Origin of the sequence: Pseudomonas fragi (assembly GCF_002269505.1) — a bacterium.
Classification (GTDB): Bacteria; Pseudomonadota; Gammaproteobacteria; order Pseudomonadales; family Pseudomonadaceae; genus Aquipseudomonas; species Aquipseudomonas fragi_D.
In genome coordinates, this window is the sequence record NZ_NQKQ01000025.1 from 47,042 (window position 1) to 70,687 (window position 23,646).

Consider the following 23,646-nt stretch of genomic DNA (forward strand, 5'->3'; position numbering starts at 1 on the left):
TCGAGCCTGTGGTGTGATAATCCATGCAAAATTCAATGGACCTGTGCACCGTGAGCATAAATCTATCTTTGTCGTTACTGGCTGAAATGGTCGTGTTTGTGAAGGTGGTCGAGGCCGGGAGTTTCTCTGAAGCTGCACGCCAGCTCGGTACCTCGCCTTCGGCAGTCAGTCGCAGTGTTGCCCGTCTGGAAAAAGCCCTTGCCATTCGCTTGCTGCAACGCACAACCCGCAAGTTGGGGCTGACCGATGCGGGGCATGAGGTTTTCAAACGTTGCAACGAAATGGCCGGTGCGGCGCAAGCGGTAATGGACCTGAGCGGGCGTTTTGCCCGGGAGGCCGAAGGGCTGATACGCCTGAGCGTACCCAAGGCGGTGGGGCGGTATGTAATTCATCCGCATATGCCCGAATTTCTGCGTCGTTACCCCAAGGTCGATGTGCAATTGATCCTGGAAGATCGCTATGTCGATTTGATCGATGACAACGTCGATTTGAGCATTCGCATTACTGATCAACCACCGCCGGGGTTGGTCGGGCGCCAGTTGTTCCCGATCGAGCATTTGCTTTGTGCCACGCCGCAGTACCTGGCCGGTCACGGGGTGCCGCAGCAGCCTGAGGATTTGCGTGAGCACAGTTGCATTTATCTAGGGGAAACCCCGGCCGATGCGCGCTGGAAGTTCAGGCAGGGCAGTAAATCGGTGACAGTGGGTGTACGCGGGCGTTATGCGGCCAACCACACAGGCGTACGTCTGGATGCGGTGTTGCAGCATATCGGGGTCGGCAGCTTGCCGTATTTCACGGCGCGCCAGGCGCTGGAAGAGGGGCTGGTGGTGCAGGTGCTGCCCGAGTGGGATTTTATTGCTTCCTACCATGGTGGCGTGTGGTTGCTGCAAACGCCCACTCGGTATCTGCCGCCAAAGCTGCGGGTGTTTATCGACTTTCTGGTGGAACGGCTGGCGCAGGAACCGACGCTGGGGATGTGGCGTAATCCGTAGCAGCTGCCTCGTTCCTTCGGCAGCTGCTACGGGGTTTTCGTGTTTGCATAAAAAAACCCGCCAGGCAAAACCGGGCGGGCTTTTGGGTCGGACTGTGATCAGTGCTGCGGGCTGTCTTGTGTGGTCGGCAGCGCCATCAGTTGTTTTTCCTGATTCCAGTCGAACGGCTCATCGTTCAGCTCGGCTTCGTGACGGCGCTCTTCCAGAGCCTGGTACATGTCCAGTTCTTCATCCGAGAGGAAGTTGAAGCAGGCACCGCCGAAGTACCACAGCAGGTCGCGCGGGACCAGATGGGCGATCTGCGGGTAACGTTCGATAACCTGGCACATGATGTCCTGGCCCAGGTACTGGCTGTTGATCGGGTCAACCGGCAGCGAACTGCGCATGTCGTCAAAACGTTCCATGAACAGCGTGTGGCTTTCCTCGGGGATCTGCTCAGCGTCACCGACAGCAACCAGGATGCTGCGCAGAATGTCGAGCAGGACAAGGTTGTGGTTCAGATCATTGGTGGCCATTGCGGGTATCCTCTTGGGTAAAACGGGCGCGAGAGTATAAAGCTCATCGCGCTCGCTGTCCTGCTATCGAATCTTTCCTTCGGTGTGGCTGAGTTGTTCCTTGCTGAAGTCATCCACGTCAATCACCTTGCGCCGTGCGGCCTCGGCGCTACGCAGGGTTTGCGCTTCGCCCGCTTGCAGGACCCCGGCTTGTAGCGCCGCATCGATGACCGGTTCGCCTGCGGCAGGTTTTACCTGGCCACTTTTCAGCGCTTCGTGGAGCTTTTTGTGCAACGGGCGGGCTTCGCTCAGCAGGTCGCTGGCATGTTGCAGGGCACCCACGGCGTCGTCCGGTGATTGCGGGCGATAGCAACCGGCCAGCACTGCTTCAAGTGCCGGATCGCCTTTGGTGCGGCCCAGGATTGCGGCAACTTCTGCATCCAGTGTGTCCGACGGGCCGGTATGACGGCGACCAAACGGAAATACCACGCCCCGCAGCAAGAACCCCAGAACGCGGTTCGGGAAGTTTTTCAGCAGCTCGTCCAGTGCGCGTTCGGCGTGGCCGAGGCTTTCCTCCATGGCCCACTTGAACAGCGGGTCGAGGTGCGCAGGTGAGTCCTGGTCGTGATAACGCTTGAGCGCGGCGCTGGCCAGGTACATATGGCTCAACACGTCACCCAGGCGTGCCGACAGACGCTCGCGGCGTTTAAGTTCGCCGCCCAGCAGCATCATGCTCAGGTCGGCCAGCAGGGCAAAGGCTGCCGCCTGGCGGTTCAAGGCGCGGAAGTAACCCTGGCTCAAGGCATTGCCCGGTACGTGCTCGAATCGGCCAAGACCCAGGTTCAGGACGAACGTGCTGGCCTTGTTGCTGATCGCAAAACCGATGTGTTTGAGCAGCAGTTCGTCAAACTCGACCAGCGCCTGATCCTTGTCTTCACGGCTGGCGAGGGCCATTTCCTTGAGTACAAATGGATGGCAGCGAATGGCGCCCTGACCAAAGATCATCAGGTTGCGCGAGAGAATGTTGGCGCCTTCCACGGTGATGAAAATCGGCGCACCCTGCCAGTTGCGGCCCAGGTAGTTGTTGGGCCCCATGATGATGCCCTTGCCGCCATGCACGTCCATCGCGTGGCTGATGCACTCGCGGCCGCGCTCGGTAAGGTGATACTTGAGAATGGCCGACAGCACCGAGGGTTTTTCCCCCAGATCGACTGCGTTGGCCGTCAGCATGCGCGCGCTGTCCATCAGCCAGGCATTGCCGCCGATACGTGCCAGTGCCTCCTGAATGCCTTCGAAAGCCGCCAGTGGCACATTGAACTGTTCGCGCACCTGAGCATATTGGCCGGTCACCAGGCTGGTGAACTTGGCAGCGCCAGTGCCCACTGCCGGTAAGGAAATCGAACGCCCCACCGACAGGCAATTCATCAGCATCATCCAGCCTTTGCCGAGCATTTCCTGGCCGCCGATCAGGAAGTCGAGCGGGATAAACACATCTTTGCCCGAGTTCGGGCCGTTCATAAAGGCGGCGCCCAGTGGCAGATGGCGACGGCCGATTTCGACTCCGGGGGTGTCGGTAGGGATCAGCGCCAGGCTGATACCCAAATCTTCGTTGTCGCCCAGCAGATGGTCCGGGTCATGGGCCTTGAACGCCAGGCCCAGCAGGGTGGCGACGGGTCCGAGGGTGATGTAGCGCTTTTCCCAGTTCAGACGCAGGCCAAGCACTTCTTCGCCTTGCCACTGGCCTTTGCAGATAATCCCGGTGTCAGGCATCGCGCCAGCATCGGAGCCTGCCAGTGGCCCGGTCAGTGCGAAGCAGGGGATGTCATCGCCACGGGCCAGACGGGGCAGATAGTGGTCGCGTTGTTCGTCGGTGCCGTAATGCAGCAACAATTCCGCAGGGCCGAGGGAATTGGGCACCATTACGGTAGACGCGAGGTCGCCACTGCGGGTGGCCAGTTTCATGGCAACCTGGGAGTGGGCGTAGGCCGAGAAGCCCTTGCCGCCGTAGGCTTTGGGGATGATCAGGGCGAAGAAACCGTGTTCCTTGATGTGGGACCAGGCCTGGGGCGGGAGGTCCATGGCCTGGCCAATCTCCCAGTCACTGACCATTGCACAGAGTTCTTCGGTGGGGCCATCAATGAATGCCTGTTCTTCTTCGGTCAGCTGGGCCTTGGGGTAGGCCAGCAACTGGTTCCAGTCGGGACGGCCGCTGAACAACTGGCCGTCCCACCACACGGTGCCGGCATCAATGGCGTCACGTTCGGTTTGCGACATCGGCGGCAGGGTCTTTTGGAACCAGTTGAACAGGGGGGCAGTAAACAGTTTGCGACGAAGCTCAGGCAATAGCAGCAGGGCAGTGGGCGCTGCCAGCAGCAGCCACAGGATTGCCAGCAGCCAGCCGGGGACATGGCCGATGACGCCCATGGCCAGCAAATACACAGCGACCACGGCAATGGTCGTCAGGGGCGCGATGCGGCGATGGGCCATATAGGCGATGCCAACAATCAGAACCAGAATCCACAACAACAGCATATTCAATCCTCCATGAAACCAGGGGCGTGCACTCTTGTGAGCTTAGTCGCAACTTTCGACCAGGGGTGTATGGATAGTGACCTCACGCTGGAGGCGGAGTTCGTCATCCCGGCGTAGACTGCTTCGGCGTCTATCAATCAGGAGCCAGATCATGCTGAAAGTGTGGGGTCGCAAGAATTCGTCAAACGTGCGCAAGGCGTTGTGGTGTGTTGAAGAGTTGGCTTTGCCGTATAGCCGCGTAGAAGCGGGGGGCGCCTTTGGGGTGGTCAACAGCCCGGAATATCGGGCGTTTAACCCTAATGGCCAGGTGCCTGTGATTGAAGAGGACGACGGCTTCGTGCTGTGGGAATCCAACACTATCGTGCGTTACCTTACTGCCAGATACGGTTCGGATACGTCCTGGTATCCAACAGACGCCCGTGTACGGGCGCAGGCAGACAAGTGGATGGACTGGACCAGCACTTCATTTGCCGGCGTGTTTCGCACCGTGTTCTGGGGTGTATTGCGTACACCTGCCGAGCAGCAGGACTGGGTGGCAATCAACGCGGCCATCAAGGCAAGCGGTGAGTTGCTGGCTATTGCTGATCGGGCCTTGGCTGAAAAACCCTACTTGTCCGGTGATGAAATCGGCATGGGCGATATACCGCTGGGATCCTTCATTTACGCCTGGTTCGAAATGCCCATCGAACGCCCGCCACTGCCGCATTTGAGTGCCTGGTATGAGCGTTTGAAGCAGCGTCCGGCTTACCGAAATGCAGTAATGACCGCGTTGACTTAATAGCCACTATTAATACGGGCGACTGTACTTGTGCGGCGAGGCCAAGCACCATAGGGCCTTGTCGGACTTGTCCTACAGCCTGTTCGCCCTTATTTACACCTCTCCATTCCCCCATCTTGGTGCGTAATCCGATATGAGTTCCGCTCTGTCCATACGGCAGCTAACCAAAACCTACGGCAACGGTTTCCAGGCCCTGAGTGGTATCGATCTGGATGTAGCCGAAGGTGACTTTTTTGCCTTGCTGGGCCCTAACGGCGCCGGCAAATCCACCACCATCGGCATTCTCTCTACCCTGGTCAACAAGACTGGCGGTACGGTGAATATCTTTGGTCATGACCTTGATCGCAATCCTGCAGCTCTCAAGCGCTCGATTGGCGTGGTACCGCAGGAATTCAACTTTAACCAGTTTGAAAAGACCTTCGATATCGTCGTTACCCAGGCGGGGTACTACGGTATCCCGGCGAAAATTGCCAAGGAACGTGCCGAAAAGTACCTGACGCAGTTGGGGCTTTGGGACAAGCGCGATACACCTTCGCGTTCGTTGTCCGGTGGTATGAAACGCCGCCTCATGATCGCCCGCGCCCTGGTGCACGAGCCACGGCTGTTGATTCTCGACGAGCCTACCGCCGGTGTCGACATTGAGCTGCGCCGTTCGATGTGGACCTTCCTTACCGGGCTGAACGAGCAAGGCACGACGATCATCCTCACCACGCATTACCTGGAGGAGGCCGAGCAGTTGTGCCGCAATATCGGGATTATCGATCACGGCACCATTGTCGAAAACACCAGCATGCGCCAGTTGCTTGGCCAGTTGCATGTCGAGACCTTTTTGCTCGACTTGAAGCACCCGTTGCAGACTGCCCCGCAATTGATCGGTTACCCGAGTCAGTTGCTGGATGCCTCGACGCTGGAAGTGCAGGTCGACAAGGCTGTGGGCATTACCGGTCTGTTCACCCAACTGGCCGCGCAAAACATCGAAGTGGTGAGCTTGCGCAACAAAACCAATCGCCTTGAGGAGTTGTTCGTGTCGTTGGTCGAGAAAAACCTGGCAAAGGTGGCGGTATGAGCTCGGAGCTGCGTCCCAACCTGATTGCGTTGAACACCATTATTTACCGTGAAGTTCGACGGTTTATGCGGATCTGGCCGCAAACCCTGCTGCCGCCTGCAATCACCATGGTCTTGTACTTTGTGATCTTCGGTAACCTGATCGGTCGGCAAATCGGCGATATGGGTGGTTTCACCTATATGGAGTACATCGTGCCGGGCCTGATCATGATGTCGGTGATCACCAACTCCTACGGCAACGTGGTATCGAGCTTCTTTGGGGCCAAGTTCCAGCGTTCGATTGAAGAACTGATGGTGTCGCCGGTCTCGCCGCACACGATTCTGATCGGTTTTACCGTGGGCGGGATTTTACGCGGCCTGATCGTAGGGTTGATCGTGACCCTGTTGTCGCTGTTTTTCACTCATCTGCAAGTGCACCATCTGGGCCTGACCATTGTGGTGGTCGTGCTGACGGCGACGATTTTTTCGTTGCTGGGCTTTATCAACGCCGTTTTTGCACGCAACTTCGACGATATTTCGATTATTCCGACCTTTGTGCTGACGCCGTTGACGTACCTGGGCGGGGTGTTCTACTCCATCACCATGCTACCGCCGTTCTGGCAGAGCGTGTCGCTGGCCAACCCGGTGCTGCACATGGTCAACGCTTTCCGTTACGGCATTCTGGGCGTTTCGGATATCAAGATCAGCGTTGCGCTGACTTTTATGGTGGTTGCAACTGTGGTGCTGTACCTGGGTTGCGCCAAGCTGCTGGTCAGCGGGCGCGGGATGCGTCAGTAATAGCGATTGCCCATGTATGAAAAAGGCCCCGAAAGGGGCCTTTTTTATGGGTGCCTGTTTTTACGGGCCTTCCATTTATGGCTGACCCACCAGCGCCAATAGAGCATGGTCAGGCAATAGGCCAGTGCGCCAAGCACCACGCCGCAGACTACCGAGCCCAGCAGGAATGGCTGCCACACCGTAGACAGCTGGCCGCTGATCCATTCCCAGGTCAGTTCGTCGGGCAAGCTGCGTGCCGGTACGTTCATCAACCAGGCGCCGAGCTGGTAGGTGCAATAAAACACCGGTGGCATGGTGATGGGATTGGTCAACCAGACCAGGCCCACGGAAATCGGCATATTGCTGCGTACGTTGATCGCCAGAAAAGCCGCCAGCAACATTTGAAACGGCATGGGGATAAAGGCCGCGAAAATGCCCACAGCCATCGCCCGGGCCACTGAGTGACGATTGAGGTGCCAGAGGTTCGGGTCGTGGAGCAAGGTGCCCAAAAATCGTAAGGACTTGTGTTCCCTGATAAGGGCCGGATCTGGCATGAAACGTTTGATCAAACGCCGTGGCATGGGCCTCTCCCTGGGTCAAGGGGGCAGTATGCCCAAATTCGACAGGATGCCTATTCAGACTTTGTGACAATTTCTTAAGCGCGCAATGCTCGCTACCAGCTAATCCGAGTCAAAAGGATAAGTTGAGTATAGGCATGTATACAGGGATGTTGGCGCTGGCAGCGGGGCTTATTACGCTGCGCTTTTTACCCGTTTTACCGTCTGCCGGGTGGTTGCTGCCGATGCTGGTGGCAGGGATGTTGCTGTTGGCCTGCCGGGCCTGGCCGGTGGGGCTTTTTGTTCTGGGGCTGAGCTGGGCCTGCGTTCAGGGGCAAAGGGCGCTGGATGACCGTCTGGCGGATTCATTCGATGGGCGCACGCTTTGGGTGGAGGGGCGTGTGGTCGGGTTGCCGCAACAGTCCGGTGAATCCGTTCGCTTTGAATTGCAGGGGGCGAAGTCGCGTCACGGCGCTTTGCCTGCGACCATCAGGCTGAGCTGGTATCACGGCCCGCCAGTGAGCAGCGGCGAACGCTGGCGGCTGGCGGTCAAACTCAAGAAGCCCAAAGGCCTGCTCAATCCTCAGGGGTTTGATTTTGAGGCCTGGCTACTGGCGCAACGCATTGGTGCCACTGGCACGGTCAAGCAGGGTCAATTGCAGGAGGCTGCCAGCCACGCCTGGCGTGACGGCTTGCGCCAACGCCTGTTGCGCATTGATGCCCAGGGCCGGGCTTCGTGGTTGGCAGCGCTGGTCCTGGGCGACGGGTCGGGCCTGAGTCGCGACGACTGGACGCTGATGCAAGCAACCGGCACGGTGCATCTGCTGGTGATCTCGGGCCAGCACATCGGCCTGTTTGCCGGCTTGATCTACGGATTTATTGCCCTGCTGGCACGTTATGGACTGTGGCCACGTTGTTTGCCGTGGTTACCCTGGGCTTGTGCTCTGGCGTTCCTGGGCGCTACGGGATACGGCGTGCTGGCAGGCTTTGAAGTGCCGGTGCAGCGCGCGTGCGTGATGCTCGGGTTGGTGCTGGCATGGCGTTTGTGGTTTCGGCAGCTGGGCGTGTGGCTGCCTTTTTTGCTGGCGCTCAATGGGGTATTGATCGTCGAGCCGCTGGCGAGTTTGCGGGCGGGGTTCTGGTTGTCATTCGGTGCCGTGGCGGTGCTTATCTTTACTTTCAGCGGCCGTTTGGGGGCATGGGGGTGGCGGGCCATGTGGCTGCGTCCTCAAGGCCTGATTGCCCTGGGCTTGTTCCCGGTGCTGTGGGTGCTCGACTTGCCCATCAGCCTGATCGGCCCGTTGGCGAATCTGATGGCTGTGCCCTGGATCAGCCTGGCGGTGCTGCCAACGGCCCTGTTGGGCACCTTGCTGCTGCCTGTGCCCTGGCTGGGTGAAAGCCTGCTGTGGGTGTCGGGTGGCTTGATCGACGTGTTGGTTGAATGCCTGAGCCTGCTGGCCGATGTGTCCACGCCCTGGTTGCCCGCATCTGTGCCGGTATACCTTTGGTTGTTGTGTGCTGCCGGAGTGCTGATCCTGTTGTTGCCTGCTGGGTTTGTCTTGCGGTCGTTGGGTTGGCCACTGGTGTTGCTGGCGCTGTTTGCGCCCCGTGAGCCCATCCCCCACGGTCAGGTCGAGGTGCTGCAACTGGATGTCGGTCAGGGCCTGGCGATTGCTTTGCGTACCCGCAATCACACGCTGTTGTACGACGCGGGCCCCAAGTTCGGCAGTCTGGATCAGGGGGAGCGGGTGGTGGTGCCGGTTTTGCGGTCTCTGGGCGTTGGCGAGCTGGACTTGATGCTGCTCAGCCACGCGGACTCGGATCATGCCGGTGGCGCGCTGGCGGTGCAGCGGGGAGTCAGCGTGGCGCGGGTGATTGGCGGCGATGTTCCGGGGTTGGCGGAGCAGTTGCAGGCGCAACCCTGTATCAGCGGGGAGACTTGGGAATGGGATGGTGTGAGGTTTTCACTCTGGCAGTGGGCGGGGGCGAGCGACAGTAATCAAAAGTCCTGCGTGCTACAGGTGCAGGCAGGCGATGAACGGCTGCTGCTGACCGGCGATATTGACGCCAAGGCTGAACGTGAGCTGCTGAAAAGCCCGCTGGGAGTTCCCACCCGCTGGTTGCAGGCCCCGCACCACGGCAGCAAGACCTCGTCGTCGATGGTGTTTCTCAAGGCGCTGGCGCCTGAAATCGTGCTGATCTCCCGGGGGCATGGCAACAGCTTCGGTCATCCCCATCCACAGGTGATGGCCCGTTATCAGGCGCTGGGCGTGCAGGTGTTGGACAGCGCCGAGCAGGGTGCGGTGAAATTTCGCCTGGGGGCGTCGGGCAAAGCTGAAAGCATGCGCGATCAACGCCGGTTCTGGCGTGATTGAGCCTGTCGCTGCGGGCGCGTGCTTGCTCGCTCCCGCAAGGGGCAGGACAGTTGGACCCACAAGGTTGCAAGCAATCCTGTGGTAGAGTGGCGCACTTTTTCGAGGGGATTGTCACTGTGTGGGAACTGGTCAAATCCGGCGGCTGGATGATGCTGCCGATCATTCTGAGCTCTGTTGCCGCGCTGGGCATTATTGTCGAGCGTCTGTGGACCCTGCGTGCAAGCCGCGTTACCCCGGAGCATCTGCTGGGTCAGGTCTGGGTCTGGATCAAAGACAAGCAAATGGACACGGAGAAGCTCAAACTGCTGCGCGCCGACTCGCCGCTGGGGGAAATCCTCGCGGCGGGCCTGGCCAACTCCCGTCATGGTCGCGAGATCATGAAAGAGTGCATTGAAGAGGCCGCCGCGCGGGTTATTCACGAGCTTGAGCGCTACCTCAATACCCTGGGCACCATTGCGGCGATGGCGCCTTTGCTGGGCCTGCTGGGCACGGTGCTGGGCATGATCGATATTTTCAGCTCGTTCATGGGCTCGGGCATGACCACCAATGCTGCCATTCTGGCGGGCGGTATTTCCAAAGCGCTGATCACCACCGCAGCGGGCCTGATGGTGGGTATCCCGGCCGTATTCTTCCATCGTTTCCTGCAGCGTCGTGTTGACGACCTGGTGGTTGGCATGGAGCAGGAGGCAATCAAGCTGGTTGAAGTGGTGCAGGGCGACCGTGAAGTCGACATGGTCGGGAGCAAAGCGTGAAATTTCGCCGCAAGCCACGGGAAACAGTTGATATCAACCTCGCGTCATTGATTGACGTGGTGTTTATCCTGTTGCTGTTCTTTGTCGTGACGACCACCTTCACCCGTGAAACCCAGTTGCGCGTCGATCTGCCGGAGGCCGTCAGCGGTTCGCCCAGTGAGGATCAAGGCAGCAAGCAACTGGATATCGCCATCAGTGCCGACGGGGTGTTTTCGGTCAATAACCAGTTGTTGCCCAAGAATGATCTGGAGAGCCTGATGCAGGCCCTTCAGAAAGAGTCCGGCGGCGATACCCGCTTGCCGCTGTCGATCAGCGCCGATGGCAAAACCCAGCATCAGGCGGTTATCACCGCGATGGACGCGGCTGGCAAGCTCGGCTTCAGCCATTTGCGCATGACTACCGTTGAGGCACAGACGACACCCTGATGGCCATGTCCGATCGTTTACTGCGTGCCTGGTACACCGGGCATCCGCTGCTGACCCTGTTGCGCCCGCTTGAGTGTCTCTATCGACGGGTGGTTGAGCGCAAGCGGGCGCGGTTTGTTGCCGGTGAGGGCCAGATATACCGTGCGCCAGTGCCGTTGATCGTGGTGGGTAACATCACGGTAGGCGGCACAGGCAAAACGCCTTTGATTCTGTGGCTGATCGAACATTGCCAGCGCAAGGGGCTGCGAGTGGGTGTGGTCAGTCGTGGTTATGGTGCGACCCCGCCGCAATTGCCGTGGCGCGTAAGCGCTGAGCAAAGCGCCGAGCAGGCGGGGGATGAACCTTTGCTGATCGTGCAGCGTACCGGCGTACCGTTGATGATCGACCCCGATCGCAGCCGTGCGGTCAAGGCGCTGCTGGCCAGCGAGCCGCTGGACTTGATCCTGTCGGATGACGGTATGCAGCATTACCGTCTGGCGCGGGATCTGGAGCTGGTACTGATCGACAATGCCCGAGGCTTGGGTAATGGTCGTTGCCTGCCTGCCGGGCCGCTGCGCGAACCGAAGGAGCGTCTGCAGAGCGTTGATGCGGTGCTTTATAACGGCGCTGCCAGCGATCCGCAGGGCGGTTTTGCCTTTGCGTTGCAACCCACTGCACTGGTCAATCTGCTGAGCGGGGAGCATCAGGCGCTGGACTTTTTTCCTGCGCAGCAGGCCCTGCATGCGGTAGCCGGTATCGGCAACCCCCAGCGTTTCTTCACCACCCTTGAAACGCTACACTGGCGGCCAATTGCCCATGCTTTTGCCGATCACGCGCCTTACAGCGCCGAAATATTGAATTTCTCGCCGCCATTACCTGTGGTCATGACCGAAAAGGACGCGGTGAAGTGCCGTGACTTCGCGTCATCTGACTGGTGGTATCTGGCTGTTGACGCAGTGCCTTCCGAGGCCTTTGTACTGTGGTTTGACCAACAATTGCTGCGTCTTTTACCCTAACTCATCTCAAGGGGAACATTTATGGATTCCAAGCTGCTCGATATTCTCGCGTGCCCTGTTTGCAAAGGCCCGCTCAAGCTCAGCGCCGACAAGACCGAACTGATCAGCAAGGGCGCAGGCCTGGCTTACCCGATCCGTGATGGCATTCCGGTAATGCTGGAAACCGAAGCGCGCACCCTTACTGCCGAAGAGCGTCTGGATAAATGATCCCGGTTTTTACCGTCGTTATCCCGTCGCGCTTTGCCTCGACCCGTTTGCCGGGCAAGCCCCTGCAAATGATCGCCGGCAAGCCGATGGTCCAGCACGTCTGGGAGCAGGCCTGCAAAAGCAGCGCGCAACGTGTGGTGGTTGCCACTGACGATGCGCGTATTGTCGAGGCCTGCAAGGCGTTCGGCGCCGAGGTGCTGCTGACCCGTGCCGACCACGAGTCGGGTACCGATCGCCTGGCCGAAGTGGCCACGCAGCTTGGCCTGGCCAGCGATGCCATCGTGGTCAACGTGCAGGGCGACGAGCCTATGATCCCGCCGCAGGTGATCGATCAAGTTGCCGTCAACCTGGCGGCTCACAGCGAAGCGAGCATGGCGACCCTGGCCGAGCCGATCGATGATGTCGAGACGCTGTTCAATCCCAATGTGGTCAAGGTGGTCAGTGATATCAACGGGCTGGCGCTGACCTTCAGCCGTGCCACGTTGCCCTGGGCGCGTGATGACTTTGCACTGCACCCTGATACGCTGCCAGCAGGCGTGCCTTATCGTCGGCATATCGGTATCTACGCCTATCGTGCGGGCTTTTTGCATGACTTCGTGAGCTGGGGGCCGTGCTGGCTGGAAAACACCGAGCGCCTGGAGCAACTGCGGGCACTGTGGCATGGCGTGCGCATTCACGTGGCCGATGTGGTTGAAGCGCCGCCTGCCGGCGTCGATACCGTAGAAGACCTTGAACGCGTTCGGCGTTTGCTGGAGTCATGAGTTTGGACATGCAGGTCAATGCGTCGCTCAAGCCTTTCAACAGCTTTGGCGTTGATGTGAAAGCGAGCCTGTTTGCCCAGGCACACAACGATGACGATGTGCGCGAAGCCTTGCTCTGCGCAGTTGAGCATCAGTTGCCGTTGCTGGTCATTGGTGGCGGCAGCAATTTGCTGTTGACCGGCGATGTCTCGGCGCTGGTGTTGCGCATGGCCAGTCGTGGCATTCGCTTGCTGGAAGACGATGGTGATCGGGTCGTGGTCGAAGCCGAAGCCGGGGAGGTCTGGCACGCCTTTGTGCTGTGGACCCTGGAGCAGGGTCTGTCAGGGCTGGAAAACCTCAGCCTGATCCCCGGCACCGTGGGCGCTGCGCCGATGCAGAACATTGGCGCCTACGGTGTCGAGATCAAGGATGTATTTGCCGGGCTTACCGCGCTTGACCGGCAAACCGGTGAGCTGCGCGAATTCAGCCTGGCTGAATGCAACTTTGCCTACCGTGACAGCCTGTTCAAGCAGCAGGCCGGACGCTGGTTGATTTTGCGCGTGCGCTTTGTCCTGAGTCGGGCCACGCGACTGCATCTGGAATATGGCCCGGTGCGTCAGCGTCTGGTGGACCAGGGTATCGATCAGCCGACGGCCAGTGATGTGAGTCGGGCGATCTGCAGCATTCGCAGTGAAAAACTGCCGGATCCGGCGGTGTTGGGCAATGCCGGCAGTTTCTTCAAAAACCCGCTGGTATCGGCCACGCTGGCGGCTGAATTGAAATTGGCCCACCCCGGCCTGATTGGTTACCCGCAAGCCGATGGCCAGGTAAAGCTGGCGGCGGGCTGGCTGATCGAAAACGCAGGCTGGAAGGGCTTTCGTGAGGCGGATGCTGGAGTGCATCGCCTGCAGTCGTTGGTGCTGGTCAACTACGGATCGGCAACAGGTTTGCAGCTGCTATCCCTTGCGCAGCGTATTCAGGCAGATATCGAGCAGCGCTTTGCGGTGCAGCTGGAGATGGAGCCCAACCTGTATTAGCGGTCTGGACAGTCAATGAAGCACATACCGGCAGGAGCGCTGGCGCTGGCACTGGTGACGTTGACCGGTTGTGTCACTGCTCCGCCCAAAGATCAAAATAACCTGTGCAGTATCTATCGCCAGTACCCGGCCTGGTACAAGGACTCGGTAGCGATGCAGGAGCGCTGGGGCACGCCTGTGCATGTTGCGATGGCAATCATGAAGCAGGAAAGCAGTTTCGTCGCCGACGCGCTCCCACCTCGTGCTTACCTTTTGTGGGTTATCCCGTGGGCCGTGTCAGTCCGTCCTACGGCTATGCACAGGCTCAGCCTCCGGCATGGCGTGACTTTGAAAGCAGCATGGGCAGTTCCGGCTCACGTGACAACTTTGCTGACGCCATCATGTTTATCGGTTGGTACACCGCTGGCACCCAGCGGCAATTGGGAATATCCAAGTGGGATACCTACAACCAGTACCTGGCGTATCACGAAGGCAGGGGGGGGTACAGTCGCAATACGTATCGGGCCAAACCCTGGTTAATGCAGGTGGCGCGCAAAGTCGAGCTGCAGTCCAAAACCTACGGTGCTCAGCTTGGTCAGTGTCGTGCCGAGCTGGAGAAAGGTCGTCGCTCGTTCTGGCCTTTTTGATTTAACTCACAGGTATAAAAAAGCCCCGCCAGTTCAGAACTGGCGGGGCTTTTTAGTGGCCTTCGGAATTAGGCGAGTGGATTAGACTCTTCTTCCCGGGCTACGGTTTCGCTGGCAGCGGCCTGTGCAGCGGCAGCGGCAGCCTCTTCACGCTTGCGGCGGCGTACTTCGCGAGGGTCGTTCGGTGCACGGCCATTGCTTGGTGCGCTGACCACCGGAGCGGCAACTACCACCTCAACCACCTCAGTTGTTACCACGGCTTCAACCGGAGCTGGCTGTGCGGTAACTACAGTCTCGACCACGGCTTCAACGGCAACCACTTCAGCGGCTGCAGGTTCTGCTGCGGCAACTGGCTCGGGTGCGGCTTCTACCACGGCAGGCTCGGCAATCGGCTCGCGTACAACACGGGGTTCGCGGGCAGGCTGCGGGGCTTTTTCGATGACTGGCGTCTCGATTGCCGGTGTCTCGACCACAGGCGCTTCAATCGCGGCTTCGATCACTGGCTCTGGAGTTGCTGCAGTCGGCTCGGCAACGACCTGAACTTCAGGCTGTGCTTCTTGAGTCGGTGCAACTTCAACTTCAGGTGCCTTGACGGCTTCGACCGGGGTCACGGCTTCTACAGCCGGTGCTTCTACAGCCAGCGTTTCAACAACTGGAGTATGAGCAACGACTACTTCTGCAGTGGCGGTCTCTACAGCAGCGGCTTCAACAACAGATGCCTGGACAGCAACAATTTCCTTGTCAGCTTCAACGACTGCTACGGTTTCAGCCAGGGCCGATTCCCGGGTCGCTTCAGTTGCGCGTTCTGCCTGCTGGTGAGCCTGGGCTTCGGCAGGAGCGCTGATGGCCGGGGCAGCAACAACTTCGGCCACGGCTGCAACGCCGGCGACTTCAGTGGTGGTTGCTGCAGCGTTCTGGCTGTTGCCTTCTTCGCTGTTATCTTCCGAACCTTCAATTACGTTGCCATTGGCATCGCGCTGACGCTCACGACGGTTGCTGCGACGACGCTGACCACGGGAGCGGCGACGTGGACGATCGCCCTCGGCGTTGTCCTGTGTCTCGTCCTGGGATTGCTCTTCGCTGGACAGTACTTCTTCGTCTTCAGCGGCGGCTACAACCTGCTCTTCGCGTGGTGCACGCTCTTCACGAGGGGCGCGCGGCTGACGCTCTTCACGCGGCTGACGGGCCGGGCGCTCTTCAGCTACAGCGGCGGTAGCGGCAGCAGCGGCTACGGCTGGTGCTGCGTCCAGAGGCTCGCGCAGTTCACGTACGCGCTCTTCGCGTTCGCCACGTGGCTTGCGTTCTTCACGCGGTGCACGAGGCGTGCGTTCTTCGCGCGGTGGGCGCGGTGCGCGCTCTTCGCGAGGTGCCTGGGCAACCACCGGGGTTTCTTCGCGGGCAGTGCGCTCTTCACGAGGTTCGCGGGCAGCACGTTCTTCACGTGGAGCACGCTCTTCGCGCGGTTTGCGTTCTTCGTCACGACGACCGTTGCGGTTGCGGCTTTGCTGGCGACCGTTGCGACGCTCTTCGTTGCGCGCCGGGCGCTCTGTCGTTGTCGGTTTTTCTACCACGGCTTGTGGAGCCGGCTCTTCCTTGGAAGCGAACAGGCTTACCAGCGACTTGACCAGGCCCTTGAACAGGCTTGGCTCGGCGATGGTGGCAGCAGGTACCGGTGCGGCCGGTGCAACGGCGGCTTCGGTTGGAACCGGTGCCGAAGTGCGTGGCGGAGCGGTCTTGACCGCGGCTTCCTGGCGAACCAGGGTGCGGGTGGCAGCAGCCGGTTGAACTTCTTCCACTTCAGCAGCAGCGGCAGCGATTTCATAGCTGGACTGGTTGGTGTGGGCTTCCGGACTGTCATCACGCAGACGCTGAACTTCGAAGTGCGGCGTTTCGAGGTGATCGTTCGGCAGAATGACGATGCGGGCACGGGTGCGCAGTTCGATCTTGGTGATCGAGTTGCGTTTTTCGTTGAGCAGGAACGCTGCAACCGGGATCGGCACCTGGGCGCGGACTTCGGCAGTGCGGTCCTTCAGGGCTTCTTCTTCGATCAGGCGCAGGATTGCCAGCGACAGCGATTCAACATCACGGATGATGCCGGTGCCGTTGCAGCGCGGGCAAACGATGCCGCTGCTTTCGCCCAGCGATGGACGCAGACGCTGACGGGACATTTCCAGCAGGCCGAAGCGCGAGATACGACCCACTTGCACGCGGGCGCGGTCTGCTTCCAGGCATTCGCGGACTTTTTCTTCCACGGCGCGCTGGTTCTTGGCCGGGGTCATGTCGATGAAGTCGATGACGATCAGGCCGCCGATGTCGCGCAGGCGCAACTGACGGGCGATTTCTTCCGCCGCTTCAAGGTTGGTTTGCAGGGCGGTTTCTTCGATATCGCTGCCTTTGGTGGCGCGCGCCGAGTTGATGTCGATGGACACCAGGGCTTCGGTCGGGTCGATAACGATGGAGCCGCCGGAAGGCAGTTCAACGACGCGCTGGAAAGCGGTCTCGATCTGGCTTTCGATCTGGAAACGATTGAACAGCGGAACGCTGTCTTCGTAGAGTTTGATTTTGCTGGCGTACTGCGGCATCACCTGGCGGATGAAGGTCAGGGCTTCGTCCTGGGCTTCAACGCTGTCGATCAGCACTTCGCCGATGTCCTGGCGCAGGTAGTCGCGGATGGCGCGGATGATCACGTTGCTTTCCTGGTAGATCAGGAATGGCGCGGCGCGATCCAGCGAGGCTTCTTTGATGGCGGTCCACAGTTGCAGCAGGTAGTCGAGGTCCCACTGCATTTCTTCGCTGCTGCGGCCAAGGCCGGCAGTGCGCACGATCAGGCCCATGTCGGCAGGGGCGACCAGGCCGTTCAGCGCTTCACGTAGTTCGTTGCGCTCTTCGCCTTCGATGCGACGGGAGATACCGCCTGCACGCGGGTTGTTTGGCATCAGCACCAGATAACGACCGGCCAGGCTGATGAACGTGGTCAGGGCTGCGCCCTTGTTGCCACGTTCTTCTTTTTCGACCTGCACGATAACTTCCTGGCCTTCGCTCAGGACGTCCTTGATGTTTACGCGGCCTTCAGGGGCTTTCTTGAAGTACTCGCGGGAGATTTCCTTGAGGGGCAGGAAGCCGTGGCGCTCGGAGCCGAAATCGACAAAGGCAGCCTCAAGGCTTGGTTCGATGCGAGTAATACGGCCTTTGTAAATGTTGGCTTTCTTCTGCTCGCGTGCACCCGACTCGATGTCCAGGTCGTAGAGGCGTTGGCCATCTACCAGTGCAACGCGCAACTCTTCAGGTTGAGTTGCGTTAATCAGCATTCTTTTCATGTTGTACCGTCGGTTTCCGGGCTACCGGAAACGGCGTTCGGCACACACGACTTCTCATGGTCGGTGTCAGGTGCGTCAGGAGTTGTTGGCCACTCCTGTGTACAGCGAGGTTCGACCCTTGGGGGCGAAGTCGCGACTTACGCTTCCTGCTTGCTGTGGTGCTAATGCACCTCTTAAGCAAAAGTCTGGTCAGGAGGAGGAATCAACCGGCGGCTGTGGACGAGATGAAGCGTCTTGATAAAGCCTATTGCTACACAGTCCGGCGGTTGTGCATCTCCACCCTACACGTATCCCTGATAATTCGGGTGCTGCCGCGCGCAGAATCCGCAGCGGGTTGGCATTTACCGTGTTCTCCAAAAGGGGAGTTCACGCATCATGGCTAATAAAGGCTTTGTTTCCGAAGCATTCGCTCGAAATTCCCGAGGCTGACTGCACTTTGTGAACTGGCCGTGAATATCGGCGTAAAAGGCGAGTTTGCACTCTGCTTTCCAGGCTCGCTTCAGGCCTCATGTCACCTGCGCTTGTTACAACTCCAGGTCTTGCGTATCCAGCAAAAGCCCCGTAGGACGGCCTCGCGTCCTGATCAAGAGCGTTGGTCAGGGCCGGTTGTTCACCGCTAATCCTCTGTCCAGGCCGCTTTTGGCGGCGTTCGCGACTATAGCAGCAATGATTAAGTGCTTCAATTCCATAAAAAATTGTTATCATTCGCGGCATGACGACGACTACCCCCCCGACCCCCAGCGTCCAGCTGCTTGAGGTCTCGCCGGAATATGCCGGCCAACGCATCGACAATTTTCTCCTTGCTCGGCTCAAGGGCGTTCCCAAGACCTTGATTTACCGCATTTTGCGTAAAGGCGAAGTGCGCGTGAACAAGGGCAGGATCAAGCCTGAGTACAAGCTGCAGGCCGGCGATATCGTGCGCGTGCCGCCGGTTCGCGTGCCTGAGCGCGACGAGCCGGTGCCTGTGGCGCAAGGTTTGCTGCTGCGCCTTGAGGCGGCGATTGTCTATGAAGACAAGGCGCTGATTGTATTGAACAAGCCTGCGGGTATTGCCGTGCATGGCGGCAGTGGCCTGACGTTCGGCGTAATTGAAGCCTTTCGTCAGATGCGCCCGGACGCCAAGGAGCTGGAGCTGGTGCATCGCCTTGACCGGGATACCTCCGGCCTGCTGATGATTGCCAAAAAACGCAGCATGTTGCGTCACCTGCACGAAGCCCTGCGCGGCGATGGTATCGACAAGCGCTATATGGCGCTGGTGCGCGGCAACTGGGCGGCTTCCATCAAGCAGGTGCGTGCGCCGCTGATGAAGAGCAACTTGCGCTCGGGTGAGCGCATGGTTGAAGTCAATGAAGATGAAGGCAAAGAGTCGGTTACCGTGTTCAAGGTGCTGCGCCGCTTCGGTGATTTTGCCACCATGGTCGAAGCGCGGCCGATTACCGGGCGTACCCACCAGATCCGTGTACACACCTTGCACGCAGGGCATTGCATTGCCGGTGACACCAAGTACGGCGATGAAGGTTTCTCCAAGGAGATCCGTGACCTGGGCGGCAAGCGCTTGTTTCTGCATGCCTACATGCTTACGGTGCCGATGCCTGATGGCAGCGAAATGAAATTCCAGGCCCCGGTAGATGAGATGTGGGCCAAAACCGTGGAGCGACTGAGTGTCCCTTACTGAGTACAAGCTGCTCATCTTTGATTGGGATGGCACGCTGGCCGATTCCATTGGTCGCATCGTCACTGCGATGCAAATGGCAGCGCAGCGGGCGGGTCGCCCTGAGCGCGATGCGCCAGCTGTAAAAGGGATTATCGGCCTGGGGTTGCCTGAGGCAATCCTGACGCTTTATCCCGATATGTCGCCTGAAGAGGTGATTGCTTTCCGTCAGCACTATGCCGATATCTACATTGCCATGGATGCCGAGCCTTCGCCGCTGTTCCCGGGTGTCCGGGAGTCGCTGGAAGCTTTTCGTGAGCAGGGCTATCGTTTGGCGGTTGCCACGGGCAAGGCGCGTCGTGGCCTTGATCGCGTGCTCAAGGCTCACGGCTGGGAAGATTTTTTCGATATCACCCGTGCGGCCGACGAGAGCGCAAGCAAGCCTGATCCTTTGATGCTCAATCAGATTCTGACTCATTGCGATGTGCGTGCGGAGCAGGCGTTGATGGTTGGTGATGCGTCCTTCGATTTGTTGATGGCGCGCAATGCTGGCATCGATTCTGTGGCGGTAGGCTATGGTGCTCAATCAATGGAGCGCTTGCTGACCTATGAGCCCCGGTTGGCGATAGACAGTTTTCCCGAGTTGCGTGCCTGGCTCAATAGTCAGGCTAATTAAAGTCTTTGCTGGGGTAGTGCATGGTCGATCAATGGAAAGCGCCGTCTGCGACTGAAAAGACTGTCGGTGATGAAAAGAGCTGGCAGTTGCTGGAAAAAACCTTGTTGGCGGGTATTCAGGAGCAGCGTCGTTCGCGTCGTTGGGGGATTTTCTTCAAGGTATTGATGTTCTGCTATCTGATAGCGGTGTTGATGCTGTTTACGCCGTTGGTGAGCATGGAGCGCAGTGCGGTCGGCGGTTCCAGCTACACCGCGTTGATCGATGTGCGCGGGCCGATTGCCGACAAGGAGCCAGCCAGTGCCGATAACCTGGTCACCAGCCTGCAGGCTGCGTTCGATGATCCGCGGGTCAAGGGTGTGGTGCTGCGCATCAACAGCCCGGGCGGCAGTCCTGTGCAGTCGGGTTATGTTTACGATGAGATTCGTCGTTTGCGTGGCCTGCATCCCGATACCAAAGTGTATGCGGTGATTTCCGATCTGGGGGCTTCCGGGGCTTATTACATTGCCAGTGCTGCTGACGAAATCTACGCTGACAAGGCCAGTCTGGTCGGGTCGATTGGCGTGACGGCTGCAGGCTTTGGCTTTGTGGGTGCCATGGACAAGCTGGGGATTCAGCGCCGCGCTTACACGTCAGGTGATCACAAGGCGTTCCTGGATCCGTTTGAGCCTGAAAAGCCGGACGAGACCAAGTTCTGGCAGGGCGTGCTGAATGTGACTCATCAGCAGTTCATTGACAGCGTCAAGCAAGGGCGTGGCGATCGTCTGAAAGATAAAGAGCACCCGGAGCTGTTCTCGGGCCTGGTGTGGACTGGTCAGCAGGCACTGCCGCTGGGCTTGATCGATGGTCTGGGTAATGCCAGTTCGGTGGCCCGTGATGTGATCGGTGCCAAGGAGTTGGTGGACTTTACGGTTCAGGAGTCGGCATTCGATCGTTTCTCCAAGAAACTGGGTGCCAGCGTGGCTGAGCAGTTGGCCATGTGGATGGGCTTTCAGGGGCCGACATTGCGCTGATTGGTCTCTCTGCTCACAAAAAACGGCCTTCGGGCCGTTTTTTGTGGTGTCGAGCGTGCTGTAGTCGCTGCCGAGGGACGAAGGCTGCGATCGAGCGCGAAGCGTTCGCAAAATGGAACGCCCGAATATGTCAGGTTCTACGCCCGCTTCGCGGCCGATCGCAGCCTTCGTTCCTCGGCAGCGACTACAGGGTGTTCCGGTTCCTTCAGGGGATATTCACGCCCTCAGCAAGCAGCATGTCCACCAGGCGAATCAGCGGCAGGCCGACCAGGCTGGTGGCGTCATCGCCTTCGGTGCGCTGGAACAGGCTCACACCCAGGCCTTCGGCCTTGAAGCTGCCTGCGCAGTCGTAGGGCTGCTCGGCAAGCAGATAGCGTTCGATCTGCTCTGCGCTCAGGCTGCGCATATGTACGGTAAACGGCACGCAGTCGGTCTGATAATGGCCGGTCTGGCTGTTGAGCAGGGTCAGGCCGGTCAGAAAGCTGACGCTGGCTCCGCTTGCCGTGGTCAGTTGTTGGTGCGCTTTTTCGTGGGTGTGGGGTTTGCCGATGATCCGTCCGTCGAGAACGGCCACCTGATCCGAGCCGATTATCAGATGATTCGGATGGCTGGCAGCGAGCGCCCGGGCTTTTTCCAGTGACAGGCGCTTGACCAGTTCGATGGCGGTCTCGCCTTGTTGGTGGCTTTCGTCGATATCTGGCGAGCTGCAACTGAAGGGCAGGCGCAGGCGAGACAATAAATCGCGGCGATAAACCGAGCTTGAAGCGAGTAATAAAGGTAGCATGCGCGACTCCAATGGGCAGTTGACGATTCTAATGCTCGTACGCAATGTCGCACAGACACAATTTCCTTTGACACGTGAAGGGGTCCTCCCTAGAATGCTGCGCCTATGTTGAATGACCCGATTCCACCTCACGTTGACCCGCGCAAATTGGCTGATCGTGGCACTACCCTTCAAGGTGAAGTGTTGCTGGCTGATTTGGAGAGACTCTGCGATCCGCTTTCCGACGATGTCGGTACGGTCCAGGCTAAATTTGTTTTTGAGCGCGACGAACGTAGATCTGTGGTAATACACAGTTCCATCGACGTCGAGGTCAAGATGGTTTGCCAGCGTTGTCTTGAGCTGGTCACCCTGCCGATCCACAGCGAATGCAGTTATGCTGTGGTGAAAGAGGGTGCGAATACCCAGTCGTTACCGAAAGGTTATGACGTGCTGGAACTGGGCGAAGATCCATTGGATCTGCATGCACTGATCGAGGAGGAGCTTTTGCTCGCCTTGCCCATTGTGCCTGCTCATCATCCGGAAGAATGCCAGCAGCCGGCGGGTCTCGATGAGCCCGAACCAGGCGAGGACGAGGTAACGCGGTCCAACCCGTTCAGTGTATTGGCGCAGTTAAAGCGTGACCCAAACGTTTAGGAGTTAATCAATTATGGCTGTTCAGCAGAACAAAAAATCCCGCTCTGCCCGTGACATGCGTCGTTCGCACGATGCTCTTTCGGCTAGCACTCTGTCTGTAGAAAAAACCACCGGTGAAATTCACCTGCGTCACCACGTATCGCCAGAAGGCGTATACCGTGGTCGTAAAGTGATCGACAAGGGCGCTGACGAGTAATCACTTGTCCGCTCAGGTCATCGCGATCGACGCAATGGGCGGGGACTTCGGTCCCCGCAGCATTGTACAGGCCTGTATTGCCTGCCTGTCTGCTACTCCCTCGTTACACCTGACCCTTGTCGGTCAACCTTCCGTACTTGAATCCCTGATCGCTGGCCATTCGGCTGTGGATCGCTCGCGCCTGTCGATTGCCCCCGCTTCAGAAGTCATTGCCATGAATGAACGGCCTTCGCATGCCTTGCGCAGCAAGCCTGACTCGTCCATGCGCGTTGCTCTGGAGTTGCTTCGTGATGGCAAGGTGCAAGCCTGTGTCAGTTCCGGCAACACCGGTGCGTTGATGGTCTTGTCCCGGCATGTGCTCAAGACCTTGCCGGGTATCGACCGTCCGGCGATGGTGGCGGCGGTGCCGACCGAGACCGGCTACTGTCAGTTGCTGGACCTGGGGGCGAATGTCGATTGCACGGCCAGCCAGTTGTTCCAGTTTGCGGTGATGGGCTCGGTGGCCGCGCAGGCGCTTGGCGTGCCTCGTCCGCGGGTCGCCTTGCTCAATGTCGGTACCGAGGACGTCAAGGGCAACCAGCAGGTCAAGGAGGCGGCGGCGTTGTTGCAGGCAGCTCCTGGGTTGCATTACATCGGTTTTGTCGAAGGCGACGGGGTGTATCGCGGCGAGGCTGATGTGGTGGTGTGCGACGGATTTGTCGGCAATATCATGCTCAAGTCCAGCGAAGGCCTGGCAACGATGATTTCGAGCCGGCTTGAGGCGGTGTTCAGGCGCAACCTGTTCAGTCGCTGTGTGGGTGTGCTGGCATTGCCGTTGATGCGGCGCTTGCAGGCGGATCTGGCGCCAGCGCGGCACAATGGTGCGAGTTTTCTCGGTTTGCAGGGCATTGTGGTCAAGAGTCACGGTTCGGCAGGTGCTCAGGGCTTTCAAAGTGCGATTGAACGCGCATTGATTGAAATCCATGAAGACCTGCCAAAGCGTTTGTATGGGCGCCTTGAAGGGTTGTTGCCGTAGGCGTTTTGCCGGGTGGATGCTTAAATGTGACCG

Annotated in this window: 22 protein-coding genes and 1 pseudogene; 18 read left to right on the forward strand and 5 right to left on the reverse strand. The window is 59.0% G+C overall.

The window, feature by feature from the left end:
* The first annotated feature begins 50 nt into the window (after window positions 1-50).
* A complete protein-coding gene (locus CJU81_RS18945; RefSeq protein ID WP_095037854.1) occupies window positions 51-992 on the forward strand; it encodes a LysR family transcriptional regulator in 942 nt (313 codons plus the stop codon).
* A 98-nt stretch (window positions 993-1,090) separates the two neighbouring features.
* Here the strand turns inward: CJU81_RS18945 and CJU81_RS18950 are convergent, their stop codons facing one another.
* Both CJU81_RS18950 and CJU81_RS18955 read right to left on the reverse strand, forming a co-directional pair.
* The gene (locus tag CJU81_RS18950) at window positions 1,091-1,507 is read right to left on the reverse strand and encodes a PA2817 family protein (RefSeq protein WP_095030668.1); all 417 of its coding nucleotides are present in this window, start codon (window positions 1,505-1,507) and stop codon (window positions 1,091-1,093) included.
* Between the two features lie 63 nt (window positions 1,508-1,570).
* Window positions 1,571-4,018, reverse strand: a complete 2,448-nt coding sequence (locus tag CJU81_RS18955; RefSeq protein ID WP_095037834.1) for an acyl-CoA dehydrogenase — start codon at window positions 4,016-4,018, stop codon at window positions 1,571-1,573.
* Between the two features lie 151 nt (window positions 4,019-4,169).
* On the opposite strand from CJU81_RS18955, the gene CJU81_RS18960 reads away from it, so the two are divergent.
* The 3 genes from CJU81_RS18960 (at window position 4,170) to CJU81_RS18970 (ending at window position 6,638) form a co-directional block, all read left to right on the forward strand.
* The gene (locus CJU81_RS18960; protein ID WP_095037835.1) at window positions 4,170-4,796 is read left to right on the forward strand and encodes a glutathione S-transferase; all 627 of its coding nucleotides are present in this window, start codon (window positions 4,170-4,172) and stop codon (window positions 4,794-4,796) included.
* A 133-nt stretch (window positions 4,797-4,929) separates the two neighbouring features.
* Window positions 4,930-5,862 (forward strand): ABC transporter ATP-binding protein, encoded by a 933-nt coding sequence (locus CJU81_RS18965; protein WP_095037836.1) that lies wholly within the window; start codon window positions 4,930-4,932, stop codon window positions 5,860-5,862.
* On the forward strand, window positions 5,859-6,638 hold the full coding sequence (locus tag CJU81_RS18970; RefSeq protein ID WP_095037837.1) for an ABC transporter permease: 780 nt from the start codon (window positions 5,859-5,861) through the stop codon (window positions 6,636-6,638). The genes CJU81_RS18965 and CJU81_RS18970 overlap by 4 nt, the downstream gene beginning before the upstream one ends.
* 44 nt (window positions 6,639-6,682) lie before the next feature.
* Here CJU81_RS18970 and CJU81_RS18975 read toward each other — a convergent pair whose 3' ends face one another.
* Window positions 6,683-7,198 (reverse strand): DUF2062 domain-containing protein, encoded by a 516-nt coding sequence (locus CJU81_RS18975; RefSeq protein WP_095030672.1) that lies wholly within the window; start codon window positions 7,196-7,198, stop codon window positions 6,683-6,685.
* A gap of 134 nt (window positions 7,199-7,332) precedes the next feature.
* Here CJU81_RS18975 and CJU81_RS18980 point away from each other — a divergent pair, with 134 nt between their 5' ends.
* From CJU81_RS18980 to CJU81_RS19015, 8 genes and pseudogenes are all read left to right on the forward strand, one after another.
* Window positions 7,333-9,549 (forward strand): DNA internalization-related competence protein ComEC/Rec2, encoded by a 2,217-nt coding sequence (locus CJU81_RS18980; RefSeq protein WP_176464878.1) that lies wholly within the window; start codon window positions 7,333-7,335, stop codon window positions 9,547-9,549.
* 116 nt (window positions 9,550-9,665) lie between these two features.
* Complete coding sequence (locus CJU81_RS18985) at window positions 9,666-10,301, forward strand: MotA/TolQ/ExbB proton channel family protein (protein ID WP_095037855.1); 636 nt, start codon at window positions 9,666-9,668, stop codon at window positions 10,299-10,301.
* A complete protein-coding gene (locus CJU81_RS18990; RefSeq protein WP_095037839.1) occupies window positions 10,298-10,726 on the forward strand; it encodes an ExbD/TolR family protein in 429 nt (142 codons plus the stop codon). The genes CJU81_RS18985 and CJU81_RS18990 overlap by 4 nt, the downstream gene beginning before the upstream one ends.
* Window positions 10,726-11,721 carry a tetraacyldisaccharide 4'-kinase gene (lpxK, locus tag CJU81_RS18995; protein WP_095037840.1) on the forward strand — a complete coding sequence of 332 codons (996 nt, stop codon included), beginning with the start codon at window positions 10,726-10,728 and terminating at the stop codon, window positions 11,719-11,721. Before CJU81_RS18990 ends, lpxK begins: the two co-directional genes overlap by 1 nt.
* A 21-nt stretch (window positions 11,722-11,742) precedes the next feature.
* Window positions 11,743-11,928 carry a Trm112 family protein gene (locus CJU81_RS19000; protein ID WP_095037841.1) on the forward strand — a complete coding sequence of 62 codons (186 nt, stop codon included), beginning with the start codon at window positions 11,743-11,745 and terminating at the stop codon, window positions 11,926-11,928.
* Entirely contained in the window at window positions 11,925-12,689 is a 765-nt protein-coding gene (gene kdsB / locus CJU81_RS19005) for a 3-deoxy-manno-octulosonate cytidylyltransferase (protein WP_095037842.1), read from the forward strand. Before CJU81_RS19000 ends, kdsB begins: the two co-directional genes overlap by 4 nt.
* Entirely contained in the window at window positions 12,686-13,705 is a 1,020-nt protein-coding gene (murB, locus tag CJU81_RS19010) for a UDP-N-acetylmuramate dehydrogenase (RefSeq protein WP_095037843.1), read from the forward strand. The genes kdsB and murB overlap by 4 nt, the downstream gene beginning before the upstream one ends.
* A 15-nt stretch (window positions 13,706-13,720) precedes the next feature.
* Window positions 13,721-14,331: pseudogene (locus tag CJU81_RS19015) on the forward strand (transglycosylase SLT domain-containing protein).
* A gap of 68 nt (window positions 14,332-14,399) precedes the next feature.
* On the opposite strand, the gene rne reads toward CJU81_RS19015, so the two are convergent.
* Window positions 14,400-17,648 (reverse strand): ribonuclease E, encoded by a 3,249-nt coding sequence (gene rne, locus CJU81_RS19020; RefSeq protein ID WP_441007424.1) that lies wholly within the window; start codon window positions 17,646-17,648, stop codon window positions 14,400-14,402.
* A 712-nt stretch (window positions 17,649-18,360) separates the two neighbouring features.
* On the opposite strand from rne, the gene rluC reads away from it, so the two are divergent.
* From rluC to CJU81_RS19040, 3 genes are read left to right on the forward strand one after another with little or no spacing between them, the layout of a single operon-like run.
* A complete protein-coding gene (rluC, locus tag CJU81_RS19030; RefSeq protein ID WP_095030680.1) occupies window positions 18,361-19,323 on the forward strand; it encodes a 23S rRNA pseudouridine(955/2504/2580) synthase RluC in 963 nt (320 codons plus the stop codon).
* Window positions 19,310-19,975 (forward strand): HAD-IA family hydrolase, encoded by a 666-nt coding sequence (locus CJU81_RS19035; RefSeq protein WP_095037845.1) that lies wholly within the window; start codon window positions 19,310-19,312, stop codon window positions 19,973-19,975. The genes rluC and CJU81_RS19035 overlap by 14 nt, the downstream gene beginning before the upstream one ends.
* 20 nt (window positions 19,976-19,995) lie before the next feature.
* On the forward strand, window positions 19,996-20,985 hold the full coding sequence (locus tag CJU81_RS19040) for a S49 family peptidase (protein ID WP_095037846.1): 990 nt from the start codon (window positions 19,996-19,998) through the stop codon (window positions 20,983-20,985).
* Window positions 20,986-21,190: 205 nt separating this feature from the next.
* Here CJU81_RS19040 and CJU81_RS19045 read toward each other — a convergent pair whose 3' ends face one another.
* The gene (locus CJU81_RS19045; RefSeq protein ID WP_095037847.1) at window positions 21,191-21,769 is read right to left on the reverse strand and encodes a Maf family protein; all 579 of its coding nucleotides are present in this window, start codon (window positions 21,767-21,769) and stop codon (window positions 21,191-21,193) included.
* Between the two features lie 105 nt (window positions 21,770-21,874).
* Here CJU81_RS19045 and CJU81_RS19050 point away from each other — a divergent pair, with 105 nt between their 5' ends.
* Genes CJU81_RS19050 through plsX form a run of 3 tightly spaced genes read left to right on the forward strand, consistent with a single transcriptional unit; the run spans window position 21,875 to window position 23,613 of the window.
* Window positions 21,875-22,402: a YceD family protein gene (locus CJU81_RS19050; protein ID WP_016779948.1), complete on the forward strand. Its 528-nt coding sequence runs from the start codon at window positions 21,875-21,877 to the stop codon at window positions 22,400-22,402.
* 13 nt (window positions 22,403-22,415) lie between these two features.
* Window positions 22,416-22,598 carry a 50S ribosomal protein L32 gene (gene rpmF / locus CJU81_RS19055; RefSeq protein ID WP_003442519.1) on the forward strand — a complete coding sequence of 61 codons (183 nt, stop codon included), beginning with the start codon at window positions 22,416-22,418 and terminating at the stop codon, window positions 22,596-22,598.
* A gap of 4 nt (window positions 22,599-22,602) precedes the next feature.
* Window positions 22,603-23,613 carry a phosphate acyltransferase PlsX gene (plsX, locus tag CJU81_RS19060; protein ID WP_095037848.1) on the forward strand — a complete coding sequence of 337 codons (1,011 nt, stop codon included), beginning with the start codon at window positions 22,603-22,605 and terminating at the stop codon, window positions 23,611-23,613.
* The last annotated feature ends 33 nt before the right edge of the window (window positions 23,614-23,646 follow it).

Bases quoted from the DNA above. Each gene is read 5' to 3' on its own strand.
- CJU81_RS18950 (WP_095030668.1), bottom strand. From the start codon at position 1,507: ATGGCCACCAATGATCTGAACCACAACCTTGTCCTGCTCGACATTCTG.
- CJU81_RS18955 (WP_095037834.1), bottom strand. From the start codon at position 4,018: ATGCTGTTGTTGTGGATTCTGGTTCTGATTGTTGGCATCGCCTATATG.
- CJU81_RS18960 (WP_095037835.1), top strand. From the start codon at position 4,170: ATGCTGAAAGTGTGGGGTCGCAAGAATTCGTCAAACGTGCGCAAGGCG.
- CJU81_RS18965 (WP_095037836.1), top strand. From the start codon at position 4,930: ATGAGTTCCGCTCTGTCCATACGGCAGCTAACCAAAACCTACGGCAAC.
- CJU81_RS18970 (WP_095037837.1), top strand. From the start codon at position 5,859: ATGAGCTCGGAGCTGCGTCCCAACCTGATTGCGTTGAACACCATTATT.
- CJU81_RS18975 (WP_095030672.1), bottom strand. From the start codon at position 7,198: ATGCCACGGCGTTTGATCAAACGTTTCATGCCAGATCCGGCCCTTATC.
- CJU81_RS18980 (WP_176464878.1), top strand. From the start codon at position 7,333: ATGTATACAGGGATGTTGGCGCTGGCAGCGGGGCTTATTACGCTGCGC.
- lpxK (WP_095037840.1), top strand. From the start codon at position 10,726: ATGGCCATGTCCGATCGTTTACTGCGTGCCTGGTACACCGGGCATCCG.
- CJU81_RS19000 (WP_095037841.1), top strand. From the start codon at position 11,743: ATGGATTCCAAGCTGCTCGATATTCTCGCGTGCCCTGTTTGCAAAGGC.
- kdsB (WP_095037842.1), top strand. From the start codon at position 11,925: ATGATCCCGGTTTTTACCGTCGTTATCCCGTCGCGCTTTGCCTCGACC.
- murB (WP_095037843.1), top strand. From the start codon at position 12,686: ATGAGTTTGGACATGCAGGTCAATGCGTCGCTCAAGCCTTTCAACAGC.
- rne (WP_441007424.1), bottom strand. From the start codon at position 17,648: ATGAAAAGAATGCTGATTAACGCAACTCAACCTGAAGAGTTGCGCGTT.
- rluC (WP_095030680.1), top strand. From the start codon at position 18,361: ATGACGACGACTACCCCCCCGACCCCCAGCGTCCAGCTGCTTGAGGTC.
- CJU81_RS19040 (WP_095037846.1), top strand. From the start codon at position 19,996: ATGGTCGATCAATGGAAAGCGCCGTCTGCGACTGAAAAGACTGTCGGT.
- CJU81_RS19045 (WP_095037847.1), bottom strand. From the start codon at position 21,769: ATGCTACCTTTATTACTCGCTTCAAGCTCGGTTTATCGCCGCGATTTA.
- CJU81_RS19050 (WP_016779948.1), top strand. From the start codon at position 21,875: ATGTTGAATGACCCGATTCCACCTCACGTTGACCCGCGCAAATTGGCT.
- rpmF (WP_003442519.1), top strand. From the start codon at position 22,416: ATGGCTGTTCAGCAGAACAAAAAATCCCGCTCTGCCCGTGACATGCGT.